The organism is Desulfosporosinus sp. I2 (assembly GCF_000960765.1).
In the GTDB taxonomy this organism is placed as follows: domain Bacteria; phylum Bacillota; class Desulfitobacteriia; order Desulfitobacteriales; family Desulfitobacteriaceae; genus Desulfosporosinus.
The window spans coordinates 51,863-74,308 of the sequence record NZ_JYNH01000010.1; the positions used below are offsets into that span (position 1 = coordinate 51,863).

The 22,446-nt window shown below is 43.4% G+C and carries 23 protein-coding genes and 1 pseudogene; 1 reads left to right on the forward strand and 23 read right to left on the reverse strand.

Going from position 1 to position 22,446, the window contains the following annotated elements:
• From accB to spoIIIAA, 10 genes are all read right to left on the reverse strand, one after another.
• On the reverse strand, positions 1-1,914 hold the full coding sequence (gene accB / locus UF75_RS04710; protein ID WP_045573443.1) for an acetyl-CoA carboxylase biotin carboxyl carrier protein: 1,914 nt from the start codon (positions 1,912-1,914) through the stop codon (positions 1-3).
• Positions 1,915-2,175: 261 nt separating this feature from the next.
• Entirely contained in the window at positions 2,176-2,544 is a 369-nt protein-coding gene (locus UF75_RS04715) for a response regulator (protein ID WP_045573444.1), read from the reverse strand.
• 154 nt (positions 2,545-2,698) lie between these two features.
• A complete protein-coding gene (locus tag UF75_RS04720; protein WP_242860111.1) occupies positions 2,699-3,274 on the reverse strand; it encodes a SpoIIIAH-like family protein in 576 nt (191 codons plus the stop codon).
• A complete protein-coding gene (locus tag UF75_RS04725) occupies positions 3,271-3,834 on the reverse strand; it encodes a stage III sporulation protein AH (RefSeq protein WP_045573446.1) in 564 nt (187 codons plus the stop codon). The genes UF75_RS04720 and UF75_RS04725 overlap by 4 nt, the downstream gene beginning before the upstream one ends.
• 31 nt (positions 3,835-3,865) lie before the next feature.
• Entirely contained in the window at positions 3,866-4,447 is a 582-nt protein-coding gene (locus UF75_RS04730; protein WP_045573447.1) for a stage III sporulation protein AF, read from the reverse strand.
• 13 nt (positions 4,448-4,460) lie between these two features.
• Entirely contained in the window at positions 4,461-5,633 is a 1,173-nt protein-coding gene (gene spoIIIAE, locus UF75_RS04735; protein ID WP_045573448.1) for a stage III sporulation protein AE, read from the reverse strand.
• A gap of 10 nt (positions 5,634-5,643) precedes the next feature.
• Positions 5,644-6,030 (reverse strand): stage III sporulation protein AD, encoded by a 387-nt coding sequence (gene spoIIIAD / locus UF75_RS04740; RefSeq protein WP_045573449.1) that lies wholly within the window; start codon positions 6,028-6,030, stop codon positions 5,644-5,646.
• Between the two features lie 11 nt (positions 6,031-6,041).
• A complete protein-coding gene (gene spoIIIAC, locus UF75_RS04745; protein ID WP_045573450.1) occupies positions 6,042-6,239 on the reverse strand; it encodes a stage III sporulation protein AC in 198 nt (65 codons plus the stop codon).
• A gap of 20 nt (positions 6,240-6,259) precedes the next feature.
• The gene (locus UF75_RS04750) at positions 6,260-6,769 is read right to left on the reverse strand and encodes a stage III sporulation protein AB (protein WP_045573451.1); all 510 of its coding nucleotides are present in this window, start codon (positions 6,767-6,769) and stop codon (positions 6,260-6,262) included.
• Positions 6,769-7,842, reverse strand: a complete 1,074-nt coding sequence (spoIIIAA, locus tag UF75_RS04755; RefSeq protein WP_242860112.1) for a stage III sporulation protein AA — start codon at positions 7,840-7,842, stop codon at positions 6,769-6,771. The genes UF75_RS04750 and spoIIIAA overlap by 1 nt, the downstream gene beginning before the upstream one ends.
• 774 nt (positions 7,843-8,616) lie before the next feature.
• Here spoIIIAA and UF75_RS26830 point away from each other — a divergent pair.
• Positions 8,617-8,727: pseudogene (locus UF75_RS26830) on the forward strand (helix-turn-helix domain-containing protein); the annotation flags it as partial.
• A 66-nt stretch (positions 8,728-8,793) separates the two neighbouring features.
• Here the strand turns inward: UF75_RS26830 and UF75_RS27995 are convergent.
• The 13 genes from UF75_RS27995 to UF75_RS04815 form a co-directional block, all read right to left on the reverse strand.
• Complete coding sequence (locus UF75_RS27995) at positions 8,794-8,931, reverse strand: hypothetical protein (RefSeq protein WP_156146225.1); 138 nt, start codon at positions 8,929-8,931, stop codon at positions 8,794-8,796.
• A gap of 213 nt (positions 8,932-9,144) precedes the next feature.
• On the reverse strand, positions 9,145-11,454 hold the full coding sequence (locus UF75_RS04760) for an EAL domain-containing protein (protein ID WP_045573452.1): 2,310 nt from the start codon (positions 11,452-11,454) through the stop codon (positions 9,145-9,147).
• A 172-nt stretch (positions 11,455-11,626) separates the two neighbouring features.
• A complete protein-coding gene (locus UF75_RS04765; protein ID WP_045573453.1) occupies positions 11,627-13,303 on the reverse strand; it encodes a ribonuclease J in 1,677 nt (558 codons plus the stop codon).
• Between the two features lie 108 nt (positions 13,304-13,411).
• Positions 13,412-13,969: an elongation factor P gene (efp, locus tag UF75_RS04770; protein ID WP_045573454.1), complete on the reverse strand. Its 558-nt coding sequence runs from the start codon at positions 13,967-13,969 to the stop codon at positions 13,412-13,414.
• A gap of 126 nt (positions 13,970-14,095) precedes the next feature.
• Positions 14,096-15,157 carry a Xaa-Pro peptidase family protein gene (locus UF75_RS04775; protein WP_082075011.1) on the reverse strand — a complete coding sequence of 354 codons (1,062 nt, stop codon included), beginning with the start codon at positions 15,155-15,157 and terminating at the stop codon, positions 14,096-14,098.
• A gap of 48 nt (positions 15,158-15,205) precedes the next feature.
• Positions 15,206-15,652, reverse strand: a complete 447-nt coding sequence (gene aroQ, locus UF75_RS04780; protein WP_156146227.1) for a type II 3-dehydroquinate dehydratase — start codon at positions 15,650-15,652, stop codon at positions 15,206-15,208.
• A 158-nt stretch (positions 15,653-15,810) separates the two neighbouring features.
• A complete protein-coding gene (locus UF75_RS04785; RefSeq protein WP_082075012.1) occupies positions 15,811-16,509 on the reverse strand; it encodes a LysM domain-containing protein in 699 nt (232 codons plus the stop codon).
• Between the two features lie 47 nt (positions 16,510-16,556).
• Positions 16,557-17,123, reverse strand: coding sequence for a hypothetical protein (locus UF75_RS04790; RefSeq protein ID WP_045573456.1), 567 nt, complete (start codon positions 17,121-17,123; stop codon positions 16,557-16,559).
• A gap of 31 nt (positions 17,124-17,154) precedes the next feature.
• Positions 17,155-18,591 carry a competence protein ComA gene (locus UF75_RS04795; protein ID WP_045573457.1) on the reverse strand — a complete coding sequence of 479 codons (1,437 nt, stop codon included), beginning with the start codon at positions 18,589-18,591 and terminating at the stop codon, positions 17,155-17,157.
• A gap of 29 nt (positions 18,592-18,620) precedes the next feature.
• Complete coding sequence (locus UF75_RS04800) at positions 18,621-19,388, reverse strand: A24 family peptidase (RefSeq protein WP_242860113.1); 768 nt, start codon at positions 19,386-19,388, stop codon at positions 18,621-18,623.
• Between the two features lie 69 nt (positions 19,389-19,457).
• The gene (locus UF75_RS04805; protein ID WP_045573458.1) at positions 19,458-19,946 is read right to left on the reverse strand and encodes a prepilin-type N-terminal cleavage/methylation domain-containing protein; all 489 of its coding nucleotides are present in this window, start codon (positions 19,944-19,946) and stop codon (positions 19,458-19,460) included.
• A 133-nt stretch (positions 19,947-20,079) separates the two neighbouring features.
• On the reverse strand, positions 20,080-21,279 hold the full coding sequence (locus UF75_RS04810; protein WP_242860114.1) for a type II secretion system F family protein: 1,200 nt from the start codon (positions 21,277-21,279) through the stop codon (positions 20,080-20,082).
• A gap of 2 nt (positions 21,280-21,281) precedes the next feature.
• Entirely contained in the window at positions 21,282-22,328 is a 1,047-nt protein-coding gene (locus UF75_RS04815; protein WP_045573460.1) for a type IV pilus twitching motility protein PilT, read from the reverse strand.
• Positions 22,329-22,446 lie beyond the last annotated feature (118 nt).

The window sequence follows — 22,446 nt, forward strand, 5'->3', positions numbered from 1 at the left end:
TTATTTTTCAATGACGAACAATGGTTGCCCATATTCTACAGGTTGCCCGTTTTCTGCAAGAACCTGGATAACTTTGCCTTTGAATTCTGACTCAATTTCATTCATTAGTTTCATGGCCTCAACAATACATACGATTTGCCCTACTTCAACCATCTGTCCTACTTTTACAAAAGCATCGGAATCCGGAGACTGTGAACTATAGAAAGTTCCAACCATAGGAGCAGAGATTATTTCAGTATTTGCATTAACAACAGCTTCTGGAGTATTGGCTACTACTGTTTCCACGTTAGGAGAAACCCGAACAACAGGGTCTGCACCAAGCGCCCTGTCCACCTGGCGTGCAGCTGCAGTGACTGGAACACCCGCCACCTGATTAGGTCCTTTGCGGATGGATATTTTTACGCCATCACTTTCAAGATTTAATTCACTAATTTCGGTTTCGTCGATGATCTGAATCAATTCTTTGATTTCTTGTAAATTCAAGTTTGAATCCTCCTTAGACAACCAGGTTGTCTTTGTTTCCTTTGTTTCTGCAATTCCCGAGGAGCCTTTGACACTCTTCGTTTCCTCTTTCGAAATAACACCTTGCTCACGCTCTTCAAAAAACTTCTTAGCAATTTGGGGGAACAAAGCATAACTGACGATATCCTCGGGAGAATGAGCTAACCCCATACTATCTTTCACAGCTTTCGGCATTCCAGGTTCTAATTTATCAGCCGGGCGAACAGACAAAGGTTGTTCGTCTCCAATAATTTTCTTTTGAATTTCAGCATTAATCGGAGCTGGAGGACGGCCATATAATCCTCGTACATAGGCCTTGACTTCCCCAGGCACTAACTTATATCTTGCCCGGCTTAAAACATTTAATACCGCTTGGGTCCCAACAATTTGGCTTGTGGGTGTAACCAAGGGCGGATAACCCAATTCCGCTCTAACCTTAGGGATTTCATCCAATACCTCATGTATTCGTTCTAAGGCCCCTTGTTCTTCCAATTGGGAAACAAGGTTAGAGATCATCCCCCCAGGAACCTGGTGTTCAAAAACTCTCATATCCGAGATCCGGGTGATACCACGTTCAAACCCTCGGCTCTTACGCAGGGCTTCAAAATACTTTGCGATACGGAATAATTGGCGTAAATTCAAGCCCGAATCATATCCAGTGTCTTGAAACGCCCGTACCACTGTTTCAACAGGAGGTTGACTAGCACCAAAGGCAAGGGGGACACTAGCTGTATCTATCACATCCGCACCTGCTTCTACTGCCTTCAGATAAGTTCCAACAGCCATTCCACCAATATAATGACTGTGCAAATGAATCATAATCCCTAATTCTTTTTTCAATAAGGAAATTAATTCATACGCTTTAAAAGGAGTAAGCAATCCGGCCATATCTTTAATGCAGAGGGAATCCGCACCCAGTTCCGCTAAAGCGGTGGCTGTCTCCAAATAGTGTTTTGTCGTGTGAACCGGACTTATTGTGTAAACAACAGATGCCTGAACATGAGCTCCTGCCATCTTGGCCGCTTGCATGGGCACAACCATATTTCGCACATCATTCAGAGAATCAAAAATCCGAATTATATCAATCCCGTTCTTAACACTAAGCGACACAAATTCCCGTACTACGTCATCCGGATAATGTTGATACCCCACTAAGGACTGGGCTCTTAAAAGCATCTGCAAAGGGGTCTTTTTAACATGCCGTTTAATTTCCCTTAAACGTTCCCAAGGATCTTCACCCAAGAAGCGTAAACATACGTCAAACGTGGCTCCTCCCCAGACTTCCATTGAAAAAAATCCCATATCATCCATGTCAGAAAGGATTGGCAGCATATCTTCCGTACGCATCCGAGTAGCCCAAAGGCTTTGGTGAGCGTCCCTCAAAGTTGTATCTGTAATCTTAACTGGTTTCACTGCTTTCCCCCCTCTAAAATTCCCGAGAGTCAATAAAAACTGGACACGGGTTAGTTATTAATAAATGACCATTAAAACATATGTATTATTATATGAGGGTACTTTATCTTTTTCAATGAAACAAGTGTAAGTATACAATATATTATCAATTGATGCATTCATTATATCATCAACGACGTATCCAATCACTTTACAATATGCCCAATATAGCAAAAAGCCATCACCTTAAGGCAACGGCTTTGATTACTTAGTTAAGCACGATCAACTTACTAAGTTAGATGATTTTTTTACCGTCCGTAGAAGTTCTTCAGGTCGAAAAGGTTTTGCTATAAAGTCCACAGCCCCACGCTTTAAAGCTTCTAAAACCATACTTTCATTAGCAACTGCACTACAAATGATCACCTTAGCCAAGGGGTTAATCCCTAGAATCTCGTCAAGGGCATCTAAACCATTGAGTTCCGGCATGGTAATATCCATGAGAGTCAAGTCCGGGGCCTGAGATTTAAATTGCTCTACAGCCTGCCGTCCATTTTCTGCTTCTATGATGTTCTTTAGGTCTTTGCGGGCAAGAATCTGAGAAATCATGAGTCTCATAAAACTTGCATCATCCGCAATAAGAATTTTGTTCATTTACGGTGTCCCTCACCCTTTCGACTGGGACTTTCGTCCTAATTCATTTATGTGTCCCATACTCTCGCGATTGGGACTTTCGTCCTAAACTAGTTAATTCGCGTTTATATCCTTATTTTCCTGCACGAAAATCCATATTTTGAAACAAGCTTTATTATTTTTTTGCTGTTACAGTAATTTTATCCAATCGAACATTGGTTACTCGTAAAACGATCTCTTGAATGAGAATCACGTCGTTCGGCGTTAGCTTTTGAGAATAAACAATGACCGTAACACTTTCCTGAAAAACATCTGCCACTGCATCCTGAAATCCTTTGATTTTAAGCAGATTCTCTATTTCGCCTTCTCTTTGTATTTTCGTACTAAGTTCAAGCCATTTTTCTTGCGCTTGAACTTTACTCTTTTCCACGCTTGAATTGAGTAATTCAGAGAGCATAGCCTTAGTCTCTTGGCGAAACTGGTCACGCTTTAATCGATAATTCACGAAGTAATTTTCGCCGGATACGTCTTGTTTGACTGATTCAACTTGAAATTCAATGGTAGGTCCCTCCGCTGGAGCAATTACCGGAATATCCACCTGGCTAGAAAAGTGGGCTTTTGGATTAGCCGTCATTAAGATGATTCCTGAAATTCCAAAGATGACTGCCAACCCTATTAGGCTTAAGAGCCATAATCGAGTTTTACGTCCTAAAATCATAATAACCGGGCGTCTATTTGGAAAAACCATCATACTTCACCCATTGGAACAACCGTGATCCTCGCGCTCGGAATATTCAAGAGCGTTTGAACCGCTGAATGAATCCCCTCTCTCACCTTTGCATCCCTCGCCCCCTCAGCAATGACCAAAATACCCGCTATCTCTGGACGATCTTCCATCACCATCACGGGTTGAGACGAACCACTGGGTAGAACCACTTGGTTATTTTCCGTAATCTCTGTCGTTTCTCGCGTCCCCCCCGTTTTATCTGTTTCCTTATTCGTTCGTTTCGTAACGTTATTATTCCTAGCGTACTCATTTTTTAGTCCAGTCATAAAGCTCACTGAAACTTGAACCTTACCAACTCCGTTCATCATTAAGAGATTCGTTTGGAGTTTACTTTCCAGCTCTTTTTCCAGCAAACCAATTTTTGTATTGGTTGCAGAAATGTTGGTTTGGGCTGATTTAGCTTGTAGACTCTGACTAGGATCTACGGCTCCTTTCCCAAGGTAGATAAAGGACATCCCCACAACGATGACGGCGACTAACCCAACCAACACCTTATCTGATGAAATCTGTTTCATCCAATTCACCTTCATTTTGCTCCTTTCATTCCATTACTTTCTAACTTTCTTGAACGAAAATAATATTTTTGGATAAATTCATCAACGTAGCGATACGTTCTCGAACCTCTTCCGCCCTCTGTGAGAGAGTTTTCGCAGGTAAAGTGGACTTATCGATAATAATAGGTTGCACACTCTGAATTTCTTCTTTAGCTGAGGTTAACATAACCCTAACCTTAGTAATCTTAGGCTGATCATTGAAACCTCCGCCTCCCTCCTCAAATTCAACATCGACTTCCGCCGTTTTAACTCCAGGTGTACCCAATACAAGCGCTTTAATCTGGTTGTTCAGAATCAGACGGTATTGCTCCTGAACAGCATTTCGTCCAATTTTAACCCCTTGTCTTTCTGAAGCAAGAGCTGGCAAATCCTGAGGAATTGTGGCTGTCCAAGCTGGAATTTCCATTGACAATGGCGTATGTAAAAGTGTGGTAATTGGCGCAAGAACTGCTGAAATAACGAATAATCCCATCACCATTTGAACAAAACCACGCATTGATTTATTGGGTAAAAGCATCTCAAGAAATGTGGCCAAAAGTAGAATGACCGCCAAATTACGTACTAGTGTTTGCAACGTTTGCACAATGGTCGCCTCCTTAGTGCAACATCACTGAAAAAGTCCCCGTTCCAACAACCACGGCTACGGACATAAAAAACATGATTCCAACTGATGCGACAGTCACTAAAATCAAGATTAAGCTTTTAGACATATCTTGGAGACTGTCCGCAAGGGCCTTTTCGCCAAGAGGTTCAATGAGGGCAGCGGAGATTCGAAAGACTAGGATCATCGCTAAAATTTTCACCAAAGGTCCCAAACAGATAATGATAATGGCGATCAAAGCTATGATTCCAACCGCGTTTTTAAGAAGTAAACCAGACGTGATCACTAATTCAACAGCATCTTTAAAAAATTTACCCACAACAGGAATAAGATCCGCTGAATACTTAGCGGTACGAAAAACTACGCTATCGGCAACCCCACCAGTCACTCCTTGAACTGTCATGACTCCGATAAACACAGTCATGATAACTCCCAAGGAAAGTTTCCCGGCAAATTCGAAAAGTCCAGCCAGTTTATTAAGTCTAAACTGTTCTGAGATATGATTAAAAAGTTTAATGATGGCCGCGAGAAAAAAGAGCGGTAAAATAATCGTTTTAATCATGGTAGCTAAGACTGTCAGACTACCCATAACCAAGGGTTTAAATAATGCTGCACTCGTCAGATTTCCCATTGTTATTAATAAGGTTAGAATCACTGGAAACATCGTCTGCATTAGACTTGTCATCTGTTCAATAGCCCCTGTAGCAATGCTTAATGCCTCCCTAAATGACGTAATAGCAAGACTTAAAAGAACTAAATACGTCATCACCTGGGCGGTTTTTCCAACACTTCCCTCAAACGCAACTTGAAGTTGACCTAAAACCGCCCCTAATACAGCTAAAATTAACAGTTTGCCAATCAGTGGAGCCGTACCTAGAATCTGATGACCCAGTAAGGCTAACAAAGTATGTCCAATATTCTCCGGTCGCAAGCTTAGTTTTCCGCTTTTTAAATCATCAAATATACGAACTAGAGAAAAACCCGGCATCGCTTTCTGAACATCTCCGTCCAGTTGGTCCAAAAATCCTCGCATTTGGCTCAGATCAACTTCTTGTGATAATTCAACCTTTCCAGTGCTTGGAGATGTAGCTTCCTCAGCAAATACAGGAGAAGTTGTCCCACATAAGAAAATGACAGATAAGACTAAACTTTGGAAGAATCTCAGCAAACACATCACCTCACGGAACGAGTCGTACCAGCGACTCTGTAATAGCTACAATAATAGGGATCGCTAAGAGGATAACCCCAATTTTAGCTGCCAGCTCAATTTTCGTTGCCAACGAGTTTTCTCCAGCATCACGGCAGATTTGAGCACCGAACTCGGCCAGATAGGCTACACCTACAATCTTTAAAATAATGAGTAAATAATATGAGCTGATATTGGCTTGATCGGCAAGTGTTTGAAGTAATTCAACAATTACTTTGACTTTACTTAAGACAAGTATGAAAATTGAGGCTCCAGCCAGAATCGTGAGCTGTAAGGCTATTTCTGGTCGAATCTGCTTGAGGACAACACTCATAATTGTAACGATTAGGGCTAGTCCTACGATTTGCCATATCTCCACGCTTTAGCCCCCTAATAAAGGTTGAAAACACTCTTAACTAGAGTAAATAACTCCGCTATTGACTGAACTACAATATAGAGAACTACAATGACGCCCATAATTGTTACGCCCTGAGCCATTTCACTGCGCCCAGATTGATTAAGTACGGTTGCTAAGATACCAACTAAAATTCCAATTCCAGCCACAGTGATAATTAGATTGAAGCTCATTTCCCGTCTCCTCCCCCAGATTAAATCAGAATGAGCACTCCTGCGATCCCGCCTAAAAAGCCTAAATAAGACCACATTTTCGCTTGTTTAACCGACCAAATATCTGCTTGTTCCTTCGTTAAAGTAAGTTGGCGTAATACAAGCTCTAGTTGTTTATGTTGCTCGGTACGATCTGATCGACCTAATCCTTTTCCGACATCACGGATCACTTGCCAATCTTCTGGTTTTAGACAGAAATGAGCTTTTTGACACAATATTGTCGCTTTCCAAGCAATATTGGCTGCCTCTCCCCTCTCCAAACGTTCTTGAAGGTCTTTGAAAAAGCCTTGCCAAGGCATATCTGTTCGTTCTTTTACTATGCCAAAAGCCTCAGGCAAAGGGGTTGCGCCCCAAACAATTTCCGTGTCTAAGAGAGTCAGGGCCATTAAAAACTCTCGCAATTCAGAGGGTCGCCGCCTGATTCGGTCAGCAAGCCACAGACCAGAGGACCCGCAACCAGCTATGAGGACAATACACCCAAGGATCAGCATTACAGGATCCTCCCAGTTCTTAGATTATAAACTCCTTCAATGGTTCCTGGTCCCGATTGCCTACTTAAAACGACCAAGCGTTCAAAGACTCCTTGATTTAGCAGTTGCGCTAAGACTGGCCGATTTTGTGCTTCTTCCAATGAACTGGCATGGGCAGTACTTAGGATTTGTACCCCCGTGCGTAAGGCATCCAGTAGGGCAGAAACATCGTCTGCATGACCGAGTTCATCCATGGCCATAACTTGAGGTGCCATAGAACGAACCAACATACTCATTCCAAAGGCTTTCGGGCACCCATCTAACACGTCCGTACGATAACCTAAGTCGTAGGTTGGCACCCCTTGCCACATCCCAGCAAGTTCTCCTCGTTCGTCCACAACTCCGACAGTTTGCCCATTTAACCCTAATTGTGGTACACCGTTACTAATTAAACGAATCAGTTCCCTTAAGAGGGTCGTTTTGCCAGCTCGAGGAGGAGAAATTAAGAGTGTATGAGATACTTTTCCATCCGCTAAAAGTAAGGGCAAGATCTTTAAACCCCTTCCTTTCATACTCCGTGAAATCCGGATATTTAAGGAAGATACATGCTTCATAGTCTGGATTTTCCCATGTTGTAAGACTGCCTCTCCTGATACCCCAACCCTGTTTCCTCCTGGGAGAGTCAAAAAGCCCTGTTTAAGATCTTCCTCAGCCGCGTAAACAGAGCTATGGGTCATCCGTTCTAAAGTACTGGCCAGATCCTCACGGTTTACCCGATAGGCCTTATCCGGGCTTGTTACTCTTCCTTCCTGATTAATAAAATAGTCCTTGTCTGATGTTCGAACCAAGAGTGGTTGATCCATCCTCAATCGCAGCTCTTCGACCTCTTCAAAGCCTACATCTTTAATTCTGGTTAAGATCGAACGTATCTCTTCGCCGAACCATCTGGATATCTCCATCCATAACACCGCACTTTGATTCGACTTAGAATAACGCTCCTCCGTTTGAGAGGTCATAGACTCGGGTAAATCGATATGCTTAGTGTGTAGCAGTTCCGGTGTTTGAACGACAGATAGTTTGTAATGTAGCGACACGTCATTGCCCCCCTTGATAAAAGGTATGTCCTGCTTTCAGGATTTAGACATCCTCCTTAGCAAAAAAAAGTAATGTGCAAGTCAGGGACGGTTCTTGACTTGCATGATCGTGCAAGTTGGGGACGGTTTCTGACGAGGAAGTTTCTTAGCACGTTCGCACAACGTTCCATTGCTATTCGCTTGTCGCTCAGGCTAAACCGCAAAACTTCTGGGCTTTCTGCATGTGCGTCGCTCCTTGCCATCCTTGGCACCGCGACATCAGTCCATCACGACACCTTGCCATCCATGGCGGTGTTCTAATCTCGAACATCCTTGTTCGAGTCATGGACAAGTCCAGTTGCGGTTCTTCACGCCTGATCAACTGCGCTCATTGACGCAATTCCACTAATCGTGCGCTCTAAGCTAAGAAACTTCCTCTGGCTTAGGTCGACGGGGTTTGGAACGCAAGTATATGCGGTTCTTCTTGCATTGTTTAACGAGCACATCCGCTTTGTGACAGCTAAACCATTAAAATACGTGTGTCTATAATTTTGGACCAAGGGATTTTTTCTAATCCGTTACCACTAACGGATCAACGTAAAAACAGCGTCAGACTGAGTTAGCAAAACTTACGAAGACAGGTAATGAAGGATAGCACTTGGTTGCACTTATTAGGGTGTCCACTAGCAAAAGATCATAGAGAAAAACAGAGAACTAGATGCAACAGTAAAACGAGAGAAAAACGAATTTTGGTCTTACATATCAGAGCACGCTAAATGAGCCCCAAAAAGCAGAACCATAGTTCATTTGGAAGCTGGAAAATATAATCCGTCTCTAAAATTAGCCTATGATATTGCAAAAATATTTAACGTTCCTATCGAAGAAATCTTCACTTATAGGGATTAGTTACCAGAGCGAGGGTCACGATCTCACGGCGAGAAACCTTTGCGAGAGTCGTAGCCAAACTTGGCTTTAAATCCACTTACTTAAAGCAGGGCGGAACACAAGGTCACCTCCCGCCGTCCTTGGCTCCGGTGACACTAGACCATCCATGGTCGTCGGACGTGTTCCGCCGACCATGCGACAAGGACGTCGCTTTGGTCGAAACACTCACCCGTGTTTCGCCCTGCCCGCTTTCATCAGGATTTAAAGCCCTAGTTTGGCACGACGAACGCAGGGTTGAACAAGTGTGCTCGGGACCCTCTCTTCAGCTGATCGCCTACTTCCTACAAATGTCGAAAGCCGGGCACACAATAAAGCATGCACCCGGCTTGAAAGGAATCCCTATCAATTTATCAATGTTTCAGTTTGAGCTAAACACTTTTACATCTTCGATTGCTCAAACAACCTCTCAATCTCCGGCGACGGTACCGCCTTGCTATAAAGGAACCCCTGCATTTGATCGCACGATTTCTCCTTGAGAAAGGACCGTTGGGTATCCGTCTCTACTCCTTCAGCAATCACATTCAGGTGAAGGTTTTTGGCAAGATGAATGATAGCCGCAACTACTTCCTCCCCATTTTCGCCTGAACCGATATCTTGAACAAAGCATTGATCGATTTTCAACGTGTCAATAGGCATGCGCCTTAAATAATTTAGTGAAGAAAAGCCAGTACCAAAATCATCAATGGAAATTCGTACTCCTAACTCTTTAACTCTATTTAACATTTGAAGTGACGTTTTCCCATTATCCATGGCAATACTTTCAGTAATCTCAAGTTCCAGCCACTTTGGCTCTAAGCCTGTTTCCTCGAGAATTTTCGCAACTAACTTAATAAAATTAGGTTCTCTAAATTGCCAAGCTGAAATGTTAACAGTTATACGCACGGGTGGATATCCTTTTTCTTGCCACGTCTTATTTTGCCCGCAGGCGGTCCTCAAAACCCATTCTCCTATAGGCACTATCAATCCTGTTTCCTCTGCAATGGGAATAAAAGAGGCCGGGGAAACTATTCCCAGCTCGATAGAATTCCAGCGAATTAAAGCTTCTAATCCCACAATCGATCCACTTTTAAAATCGATCTGGGGCTGATAGTGCAGGACAAGCTCGTCACGGACTATGGCCTTACGCAAACTGTTTTCCGTGGAAAGTCGTTTGTTGGCCCTAATGTTAAGGCCATTTGTGAAAAATTGGCAATTATTTCGACCTTTTTCCTTAGCGTAATACATAGCAGTATCCGCTTGTTTCACTAAAGTTTCTAGATCCGTCCCATCGTTCGGATAGAGGCTGATTCCAATACTCGTGCTCAGGTAGATTTCATTGCCATCTAACATAATTGGTTGAGCAAAAACCCCCAAAATCCGTTCGGACACGGAGGCTGCCTCAAGATCATCCACAATCTCGGGAAGTAAGATTAAGAATTCATCTCCACCCTGTCTGGCAATCGTATCCCCTTCGCGCAATGAACGGCGAACGCGTTCCGCAACGTGATAAAGAAGCCGATCACCCATATTATGACCCATCGTATCGTTAATCAGTTTGAAACGGTCTAAATCCAAGAACATTACTGCCAGCTTACTCTGTTTACGTTTTGCCCGAGCTAATGCTAGCTTTAAATGTTCATTAAAAAGGTAACGGTTGGGGAGTCCTGTTAAAGCATCATGTTGTGCTTGATGAGTTAATTCTTTCATAAGATTTCGTTTATAACTAACATCATGAAATACTAAAACTGCGCCGATGATAGTTTCATCTCTGTCACGAATAGGAGCCGCCGAGTCTTCAATCGCGATAGTTAATCCCTGTTTATTAATTAAAACAGTATGGTTTGCTAAACCAACAACATGCCCTGAACGAAGACATTGTTCAATTGGACTTTCAACCTTCAAACCCGAGTCTTCATTAATAATTTGAAAAACTCGTTCCTCAGAAAGACCCACCGCATCAGCATTAGTCCAACCTGTTAACGCCTCGGCAACCGGATTCAAGTACTCCACATTGCCACGTACATCGGTCGTGATCACAGCATCTCCAATGGACTCTAGCGTCACTTGGGCTCGTTCTTTCTCCAGCCAAACCTCGGCTTCTGCTTTCTTACGTTTTGTAATATCGCGAATGAGGCTAACAATAATCGGGTTTCCATTGATTGTTCCACCCTTGGCACTTATATCAATTGGGAAAACGCTCCCATCTTTACAAACGTGTTTAAGTTCAAACTCCATCCCATTGGGGGCCTTTTCCAAAAAATCCGGTACTGACGATTGGTCCTCAGGTAAACGCAGCTTATAAACAGGCATATTTGTTAATTCCTGGCGGGTATAACCATAACGCTTTACTGCAGCCTCGTTGGCGTCAATAATCTGTCCTTCTGGATTAATAAATATTATCAAATCAAGAACATGCTCTGCTAAAAGCCGATAGCGCTCCAGATGTTCCCGATCTTTTTGCAGGGCTTTCTCAGATTTCTGAAGAGAGTTAAATCCCGATTGAACAAGAGCATAAAGAAGCACTGACGTCACAATAATATAGAGCCATTCTTTTGCGGTCGATAACTGGAGTAGCCAATAATGATCTAACACGATCAGGCCTAATAAATGATCCGAGAAGAGAATCCAGAGCCCACCAATTAGCGCATAAAGCAAGACTATACGCAAAGGAGTTACCTGGTTCAACATCCCCTTTTTAATAACTTTCATTTTACAGGCCTCCTTCCTAGAGTGAGTTATATTCTCTAATTTTAATGATTTTCCTGCCGATTAAACTCGAGTTTCACAATTAATCCATTAAAATTGATACCGTTAAAGCAATAGCAGAGCGCTAACGGTCATTTAACCTGACTGTAGCGCTCTGCTTAAAACGAACGATTGATTAATAATGTAGTAACACCGGCAAAATCATAGGTCGTCGCCGGGTCTTATCCCATAAATATTTACTCAAATTATCGCGAATACTGGATTTTAGAGTAGCCCATTCCATTTGTTCTTTCTGGATCTGGCTTTCTAAAGTTGCTTCTACTACTTTTCTTGCTCCCTCAACCAGTATTTCTGCTTCCTTCATAAAGGTAAATCCTCGAGAGATAATATCCGGCCCAGACAGAATTTTATAAGGTTTCCCTTTTGAGAGCGCAGCAACTACTACAACTACGCCGTCTTGCGCCAACTGCTGCCTATCCCGCAGGACAATCTGTCCCACATCTCCTACCCCCAGACCATCGATGTAAACACTTCCCGCCTCTACACGTTCTCCAAATTCCATGCGTTCCGAGGATAGTTCAACGCGTGAGCCCAGTTGAGTTAAGGCGATATCTGAATCCGAGTAACCAAGCGAATGTCCGATCCGTTTTAGAGCAACCTGATGCCGGATTTCGCCGTGATGGGGAATGAGAAAATGAGGGCGGGTAAGGCGTATTACCAGCTTAATCTCTTCTTGATTGGCGTGTCCGGATACGTGGACTTGTCCCATTTCTTTAGTCACGACTTCCGCGCCAATCTGATAAAGGTGATTAATGGTCTTTCCCACGAGCTTTTCGTTGCCGGGTATTGGGGTTGCCGCAATAATTACCATATCCCCTGCGAGAACGTTAATTTGTCGATGGCTCCGAGTAGCCATTCGCGTCAAAGCAGCTAGAGGCTCTCCCTGGCTCCCAGTGGTTAGTACCAACAATTTTGTAGAAGGGATGTTTCCTACTTCTGTACTTTCAACGAGAATATCTGGGCTAGGGAGCTTTAAGTATCCTAAATCCAACGCGGTGCGAACCACGTTCTCCATGCTTCTTCCAACGACACAAACCTTTCTACCTACCATAGAGGCAGCATCAATTGCTTGCTGGATTCGATGGACATTAGAGGCAAACGATGCCATAATAATTTTTCCTTTAGCGCGTTCGAAATTCTCTTGTAATGCTTTCCCGACTGTCCCTTCGGACATGGTAACGCCCGGCCTTTCAGCATTGGTGGAATCACAAAGCAGGGCTAAAATTCCTTCCTCACCCCAAGCCGCAAGTTTTCCTAAATCCATATTCTGACCGTCAATGGGGGTATAGTCGACCTTAAAATCCCCTGTATAGACCACTCGTCCAACCGGCGAGAGCAGAGAATATCCAACTGAATCTGGAATACTATGGGTTACCCGAAATGCTTCTACTTCAAAAGCCCCTGCCTGTATACGTTCACCAGGTTCTAGCATGTGTAACAAGGATTCAGGATAAGAAGTTCGCTCCTGAAACTTCGCTCTAACCAACCCCAAGGCTAATTTTGTACCATATACAGGGATATTTAATTTGGGCAAAATAAATGGCAGTCCACCAATATGGTCCTCGTGTCCATGTGTAATGAAGAGTCCTTTAATACGCTCACGATTCTTTTCCAAATAAGTGATGTCTGGAATCACCAAATCGATGCCGAGTAGTTCTTCGTCTGGAAACTTTACTCCACCATCAATGAGTACAATAGAATCTTCATATTCAAAAACGAGTAAATTTTTACCAATTTCCCCAGTCCCGCCAAGTGGAATTATACTAAGCTTTGACGTTGGTCGAGATAACAAAAAAACACCTCCTCTGGTAACAGCTTAACTTATTCTGCCCCATTGGAGGTGATATCATGCTAAGTCTCTAACTTCTGACCACTTGCCTCTGATCTCTGACTTCAGTAGTTAGGCCCGTTGAACATAGCTTCCCGTCCGAGTATCAATAATCAGCATATCCCCTTCATTGACAAAGAAAGGCACTTGCACCACTGCACCTGTTTCTAATGTTGCAGGCTTTGTCCCACCCGTGGCCGTGTCCCCTTTCACTCCGGGTTCAGTAGCAGCAACAGCCAGATGAACCGTGTTAGGTACGTCCACCCCAATAACTTCCACATCATAAAAAAGTACGCCCAAAGTCATGTTTTCTTTCAGCCACTTAACACCGTCTCCAATTTGCCCTTCAGTTAAAGAGGTTTGCTCATAGGTTTCCTTATCCATGACAACATAATGTTCTCCATCTTTATAGAGATAATCCATTTCGCGACGTTCCACATGGGCTTTTTCCACTTTTTCACCGGCATTAAACCTACGTTCAACCACTCCACCAGTCTTGACATTTTTTAATTTTGTCCGAACGAAAGCAGCTCCTTTACCTGGTTTAACATGTTGGAACTCAACCACTGAGAAAACATCACCATCTAATTGAATCGTTAGACCTGTTTTAAAATCATTTGTTGAAATCATAAATACCATTTTCCCCCTAAAATTCTTTATAATTAGTTTGTCCGTTTCCAAGCCGAATATAAGAAAACTCGGCTGGCCCCAAGCGCTGGCCAAGGATGGCCGAGTGTCCCTGTAAGTCAACAAACTTTAATCTAAGATTATGAAATCCTTCGGTGCTTGGGTCAATACTTCACAGCCTTTTTCTGTCACCAAAACAATGTCCTCAATCCGGACACCCCCCCAATCCGGGATATAAATGCCAGGCTCGACGGTGACAACCATACCCGGTTCAAGCACACGATCTTCCCGCTTATTGAGATTGGGGCCTTCATGGATGGCCAGACCCACAGAATGTCCCAGTCCATGTCCAAAGTATTCGCCATAACCAGCCTCTTCAATAAGTTTACGCGCTACAGCATCAACTTCTTTACCGGTCCGCCCAGGGGTAACCGCTGCAATTCCTGCCTTTTGGGCTGCTAATACAATGTCATACACTTCGCGGTGCTTGTCCTCTGGTTCCCCTAAAAAAATCGTCCGAGTGATATCTGAACAGTAACCTTGATAGATTGCACCAAAATCCATAGTCAGGAATTCCCCCGATTGGGCCCTTTTTGAACTAGCTGTCCCATGGGGGAGAGCAGAGCGCACGCCAGAGGCGATGATGAAATCAAACGAAGCCCCACTTGCTCCTGCACGGCGCATGGAAAATTCTAAGGATAGCCCAATTTCTTCTTCCCGTTGTCCAATCTCGATCGTCTTTAATACCTCAGCAAAAGCATCATCTGCAATTTTGACCGCTTGACGAATTAGCTCGATCTCTGACTCATCTTTCACCGAGCGCAAATGGCTGACAAGGTTTGGTAATGACAAAAGTTCCGCTTGCGAAAATGCATCTTTCAGCTTTCCATAGTCTACGTAAGTAACATAGTCTCCTTCAAAGCCCACTCGCCGGACTGTTTGTCCAATTTCCGCCAAAGAGGGAAAGTGGTCCTGACCCGAGTCAATAATCTCAAAATCTGGTGACTGAGCCTTTGCTTGTTCTATGTAACGGAAATCAGTTAATAAACAGGCCCTTTCTAAGGAAATGTACAAAGTTGCTTCCCCACCGGTGAACCCGCTTAGATACCGTCCATTTTCCGGACGTATAACAATATAAGCATCAACTTTTTCCTCTTGCATACGTTGACGTAGTCGTTCAATGCGTTTGATGGTCTAACCCCCTTATCGTTGTGCGTAGTTCGTAGTTTGAATATCGAATCATGCTTCTGCCCGACCGACTTGATATTTAATAGCATAACGCATTGCTAATACATACCCCTCTGCCCCCAGACCTGATACTTGTCCGATACAGACCGGAGCGATAACGGAATTTGCGCGAAAAGCTTCACGGGCATGGATATTTGATAGATGGACTTCAACCGTCGGAATTTTCACTGCACTAATAGCGTCCCGAATTGCGTAACTTGTATGCGTCCAGGCTCCAGGATTAAGAATTAAAAAATCGTCAGAGGTCAAAGCCTGAATCCAATCCAAGAGATCTCCTTCGTGATTTGTCTGCCGACACTCAGCTTTCATACCCGCTAGATTCGCAGTTACTAACACTTCTTCATTGATTTGAGTCAATGTGCGTGACCCATAATGTTCCGGTTCTCTTAGCCCTAATAAATTTATATTAGGACCATTAAATACCCATATCATTGCCAATTTATCACTTCCTTAACTACCCTAAAATTTTAACACAATTTTGTATTATAGCATAGTATTTTCAACGTCATACCCACTAATCTATCTGACTTGCACAAAAAAAGCCCTATAAAAAGGGCTCATGGTTGTGCACTTGATACTTGTCTGGAAAGAATAATCTATTTAAACGGGAACGACATACGCCATCTCCGTTGGTTTTGAGCCTGCGTAAACCCTTGAGAAGATTCCACCCCGATTTGCGAATTCTGAGCATATGGTAGAGGGGTTGTTCCAAATTCTTGGCTTGGACTTAGCAATGTTTGTTGAACCTGACCCTGATTAAATTGTGAAGACTTGTTCTCCCCTTGGACAGCCATTTTAGCCTTAGGCTGTGTCTGCCCGGTTGACGAAACAACTTGTTTGCCTTGCTCTGCGCTATCCACTTTTTCACTTACTAAGCGTGGAGAGAGTACAACGTCTAAATTACTTAACATAATTTGCACATCAGTAGGTCCACATTCTCCTGCAGGCTGAATTTTACGAATCTCGGTTCTAGGGAGAATAAAGTGAATTTCATGGGGGGTTCTTGGTTCACCGATACGTCGAAGCCGAACTCGAACTCCTTCGACTTCCATTTGGACTTCATCTAGATAATCCCCAACAAACTCTTGTCCCTGATCCACATGTATATCTGCAAATTGCTCTTGCCCTTTTTGAACACTTTTAAATTCTGGAAGAACAATTTTCTGCCCTATTTGAAGTTTGAGCGGGTCAACGTTTGGATTAACCAAAAGGAAATCTTCACAAGTCCCCCCCCAGCGCTGGGCTAGGGCATGAAAATTATCACCAGGCAGAATGCAATACTCTTTACCACCCATTACATATCCCCTCCTCCATTAGATTATGGAAGCGAGAGACTGTCTTGTTACCTGATTTCACCGGAATAAAAATAAATTCGGAGAAGCACATCTCCCCCTTCGGAAGCTAAAATGACTTCCTGAACATGAATACTGAACTCCTGCGCTTCCTCAAGCCCTTTAAGTGACGTCACTATATTGTTCCATTGACCTTGTAGATGCAAGCGAACTAAAGCATAATCCAAACTCGCCATCTTGTTTTCCGTTTCGTTTCTTTCCCCAAACCGTTCGACATTAAAATTAACTACATCGATGCCCTCTTTTACGAACGTTTTACAACACTTCTCGATGATATCGGGTAACTGATCCATTGAGGGAATAGAATACAGATTGTGATTTGATTTTAGATTTATCCCCTCCGTAGCCATTATAAATAGCCAATCGTCTTTTTGTTTCTGGATAGATTGAAATTTTGTATACGCTGGTTGCCAGAGAACTAGAAAGGCCAAGATTATGCAAGCCATTAACCCCGCTGTAATTCCCTTTAACTGACGCAAAGAAAGCCCCGACGATTGGAAAATTTCAAAAAGATTTGTGATAGATTTTAGCTTGAACTCACTTGCGGGCAAAACCATAATCTACCACTCCTTCTTAATCTTAATTTTATTAATGGGCAACATTACGTTTAGTACTTATTGAGAACTCAACCTTATTGAGGGAAGTCAATTTGTAACTCGTCAAGACTGGTTGTTCCCACCCCATAGTTCGAAGAGTATGAATTAACGTTTGAACATTACTTGCATCAATAGATATACCGCTCAACAACATGCTTCCTTGCTTATAGGCCACTTGTTCAATTTTTATCTCCAAGCCAGACAAGGTTTGCACCTCAGTCAATGCTTCCCCCACTTTTTCCCTTCGCATCTGTAACGTATTCCAAGTTGTTTCTAGTGCTTCCTGAACTTTTGCTCGTTCCTCAATCTCTGAACCCTGACGTGAAAGGAGTTGTACCTCTTGTTTCAAGGACACCGACGTTTGCTCGAGTGTAATCCACAGGATTGTTCCAATCACCAAAATAGCACCCGTTAGAAACGCCAGTCTTAAGTACCTCCGCTTAATGTTCTTGACCCAGGTTGGTTGGCTCCATAGGTTGAGCACAGGATGATGCGCTAAAATTAGTTGTCCATACCCCATCACCACTTCGCTCCGGCTTGGATATTCCTCAAGAAGTTTTTGCCAGGAATCGGGAACACACATTAATCTTAATGGTTCAGCTAGCGAAAAATGATTTGACGTGACTAACCTCTGTGCCAGTTTCTCGGTCACTAAATCACCAGACCAAACCAAGCGTTTTAAGTCTAGATCCGTCTGCTGTGTTTTATAGTATAAAAGAAATCGCCTGATCTCTTTTTCACCTTCTTCAATTTGCACTCTTTCACAACAATTAAGTTCCTCAGTCAGAGGAGGAGGCAAAATCCGCACAATTTCCGGCACTTCTCCCCGAAATAATGCCATTTGAAAGCAGCCAGATTCCCCTTGTAGATAAAGAACATCTTCGTTAGGTTTAAGCTTTAATGTTTGCCCCAAGACAGAGAACGCAAAATTTATACCACTAACCTTAAACCCTGCTTGTTCAAAGATAGAAACATACTGTACGAGTATACTCTGTCGAGTTGCGCCCAGTAAGATGCGTGAACCTATGTGCTTTTCCTCGGAAATGACTAGAAAATCATACAATAAATCAGATCTCGAAATAGAAATTTCTTCATCCACTAATAGTGCCACAGCCGAGGTTCGGTCGCGTTTTGATAGCCACGGTAGCGAATAAGCTCGTATAAAGCCTTGTTGCAATGAAATCGCTAAATATGCCTTCTGGTTGTCCCCAGGGAGTTGTGAGCGATACGTTGACAAACTACCAATTAAGACACGTTCATTTCGCACATTGCCTTGTTCAATGATCCCAGTCGGAATTGGAATGGAGTCAAATTTGACCGATGTCGAACTTTTCCCTTGTTTTATGGAAAAAGGACCAGTGGGGTCAGAAAACCAAAATGCTCGGATTTCTCCATCAGTCAATTCAAAGACGACTGAACTTTTCTTCATGGAGAGCACTTCCTTTAAGACTAATTTCCCTATCTAACCCAAGCCCAATACCAGTCGAAGAGTTGGGTTCCCCATAATAAAGTAAGTATTGCCCCCAATGCAAGGTAAGGTCCAAAAGGTATTTCTTGACGAAAATGTTTTTGACCAATAAAAATACGAAAGGCTCCATCTACAGTGCCGATAAAACTTCCAGTAAAAACAGCTAGGAAGATTGCGGGAAATCCCAAAAATGCTCCCATTGCCGCCACCAACTTTACATCTCCCAGTCCCATTCCTTGCGGGTAAACTCGGGCGATAATCCAGAATAAGCCTCCCGCGCCCAAAGCAACGATTATACTTTCCCAGCCTCCAGGATTTCCCGGGATGAAGAAGGCTCCCAGAATTCCTATCCCCAGAAGCGGTAGAGTAAGTACATCTGGCAAACGGAATGTATCCAAATCAATAAACGAAAGTGCCACAAGCCCAGCCATAAAAGAAAGGTTCAAAAACATTCGAGCAGGGTGCATCTCTGTATCGAGCCTCATGAAAGCATAGATAAAAAAGAGGCACCCAGTAAGAAGTTCAACTACAGGATAGCGCCATGGGATCTGGGCCATACAAAGACGACACTGCCCTTTCTGGATCAGAAAGCTAACTACGGGAATGAGTTCCCATGCTCGCAAGGGGTGCCCACAACTAGGGCAATGTGAACCGGGGGAAATTATGGATCTGCCACGCGGCACTCGATAAATGACTACATTTAAAAAACTGCCTATTAAAAGGCCCAAAAGCCCGATCATTATACTTAATAAATACAATCGAGGTGCCCCCTTATCCGGATATCCCCGCGCTTCAATGTAAGATTGTTTTTCTGCTATATCGTATGCCTAATCGGCGGACGTCCAGAGAATACTCTTAAGAACTTCATCATACACCCGAACTTCCGCTGCCAAACCATCTCCAAATAAATAAATCATGATAATATTGCTCTTAGTGTCTGGAATAACAATTTTCGTGGGATCCGTGGCATCTGCTGCAATAGTAACCACGCCAAATCCTTTATTCCCTTCAGTGACAATCTGCTGAGTGGTCGTGGCGTCCAACTTACTGATATATTTGGGAATAAGGGTTGGACTAGTGACCGTTCCCGCAGTCGCCGTTAATTGTTCGTTTTTAGGATAGGCACCCGTTTCCAACTGATAACGGTCAAGAGCTGCTTTTACTTCATGCCCAGTTGCTATATCCGCCTTTCGCCGAGCGTTTACTGTGCTTGATGTCAATTTAGGAATTACGATTGCGCTCAAGATGCCAATAATAATAATCACTGCTAACACTTCAATTAGCGTAAACCCCTTGTCTGACTTAATATAATTCATCTCACGACCTCCTAATATTCCTAGACCCTTCACGAAAGATCTCCCAAGTATAGCTAAACTGCATCCTCAAACCATAGGCCAACATGATTAACTCCAAGGCTCACATTATCTGACCTCTGATCTCTGCCCTCCGCTACTCAAGATGTGAACTCAAATCAAAGATAGGAATCATTACCCCACTAGCAACTAAACCGATTAACCCAGCTAAAGCGAGGATCAGCGTTGGCTCAATCATTCGTAGTAAATGCGTAAGCTGATCCTCGAGTTCCTGACGAAAAAGTTGATTAACATGGTTTAGTATTCGTTCCAATTGTCCGGTTTCCTCAGCCACCGCGATCATTTCTGCTCCCTCTTTGGGGAAAAGATGACTTGCCCTTAAAAGTGGAGCCATCCGTTTTCCCTGACGGACAGATAGTACGAGCTGATTCGTTAACTCCTGCATCATTGGGCCGCGTAGCGTTCCTGCCGTTAAGCGCAGCGCTTCTAGCAAAGGGATTCCAGCCGCTATTAAACGGCCTAACATCCGACTAAATTGAACCAAATCGCGAAGACGATAAACCTTTCCGATAATAGGTAACCGTTCCAATAAACGCTCTAGACGAAACTTCCAATCATCAGGATTTGAAAATCTCAGAACTAACATAAAAATTGCAACCAATCCCAACATACACCATAAAAGAACAGGAAGCTTTTGACCACTGGCAAAAATCACTTTAGTCACCATTGGCAAATCTGTACTCCCAATATTCAAAAAAAGTTTTTCATACATAGGGAGCACCCAGACAGAAAGAACGTAAAGTACGATAACTACCCCACATGATAAAAGTAGCGGATAGGCTAAAGCCGCTTTGATTTTTTTATGTAATTCCTGTTCCTGTTCTAATTCGTCCGCCACTTCACTTAAAACTTTCGCTAATGTCCCTGAATATTCTCCTGCTTTTATCATCGCTAGCACAAATGAATTTGGAGAAGGATTTATTACGGATAAGGCCTCCGATAAATCACTCCCTGATTCCACTCGTTGCTTGACACTTTTCCACAGTTCTTGTTCCATGGTTAATTTTTTCCCGTGGAAAGTGATAATCTCTAAGGCTTGAAGCAATGGAATCCCTGCCTCTAAGAGAATCGCCAATCTGCGAGCGAAAAAGGTCCACTGGAAGGTGGCACCTAACGGAAACCTAATACTTTTCCATGTCCGTTTGGCTCGAACCCAGACTGGGAAATATCCTTCTTTCCTTAAGCGAGTCTGAACTTCAGTAATTCCTTCCTCTTCCCAGACTCCGCGCCTAAGAATCCCATTCAAATCAACCGCTTTCCAAACAAAACGCAGCATCTTCATCTCCTCAAACTATCGGGGCTCTGTAGTTTCTCCTGAGCGACCTCAAACGAAATAAGACCCTGTTGGACTAAATCAAGAATAGCTTTATCCATGGACTGCATACCCAGTTTAACATTGGTTTGAATAACTGTCTGCAGTTGATGAGTTTTGCCCTCACGAATCAGACTGCGAACCGCGGGGGTCGCCAGCATCACCTCGATAGCTGCCACACGCCCTTGCCGATCTGCCCGTGGAAATAGTTGTTGAGACATTATCCCTTGTAAAACCGCTGCCAACTGGACACGAATTTGTTGTTGTTGATGTGGGGGAAAAACATCGATGATCCGCTCCACTGTTTGGGTCGCATCATTCGTGTGAAGTGTGCTAAAAACCAAGTGTCCAGTCTCTGCGGCAGTAATCGCCGTTGCAATCGTCTCCAAATCTCTCATTTCCCCGACTAAAATAACATCAGGATCTTGCCGTAATACCGCGCGTAAAGCATTGGTAAACGACTGGGTATCATTGCCGACTTCCCGCTGATTGACTAAACTCAAATTATGGTGATGTAAATATTCAATGGGGTCCTCAATGGTGACTATATGACAGGATCGCGTACGATTTATGTGGTCCACTAATGAAGCAAGGGTGGTTGATTTTCCACTTCCAGTTGGTCCAGTCACTAGTACCAGCCCTTTTTGTAAGCGTGTTAGCTCGAGACTTATTGACGGTAAGCCCAAACTTTCCGGGCTGGGAATGACAAAGGGGATCATGCGAATAACCACTCCAATCGCTCCTCGCTGGCGAAAAGCATTAACCCGATATCGTCCGATTCCCGTCAAACTATATGATAAGTCGAGTTCACCGCACTCGGTAAACCGTTTGGCTTGCATGTCATTCATCAGAGAAAGGGCGAAGGTCTCTATGTCAGAATGGGACAGTTTGTCCCCTTGAAGTTGAACCATAGTACCATCAATACGCAAGACAGGCGGACTATCTACAGTTAGGTGGATATCCGACGACTTTTTTTCTCCGGCTAATATTAATAATTCTTTTAGTGTAAGCATTGTTCTCCACCCTCTTACCCTCAAATTCCAGAGGCTGCATGAAGTAATTCCTCCATGGTGGTTAATCCTTGGGTTACCTTTAACAGACCATCCTCAAAAACCGTAAGCATCCCCGAAA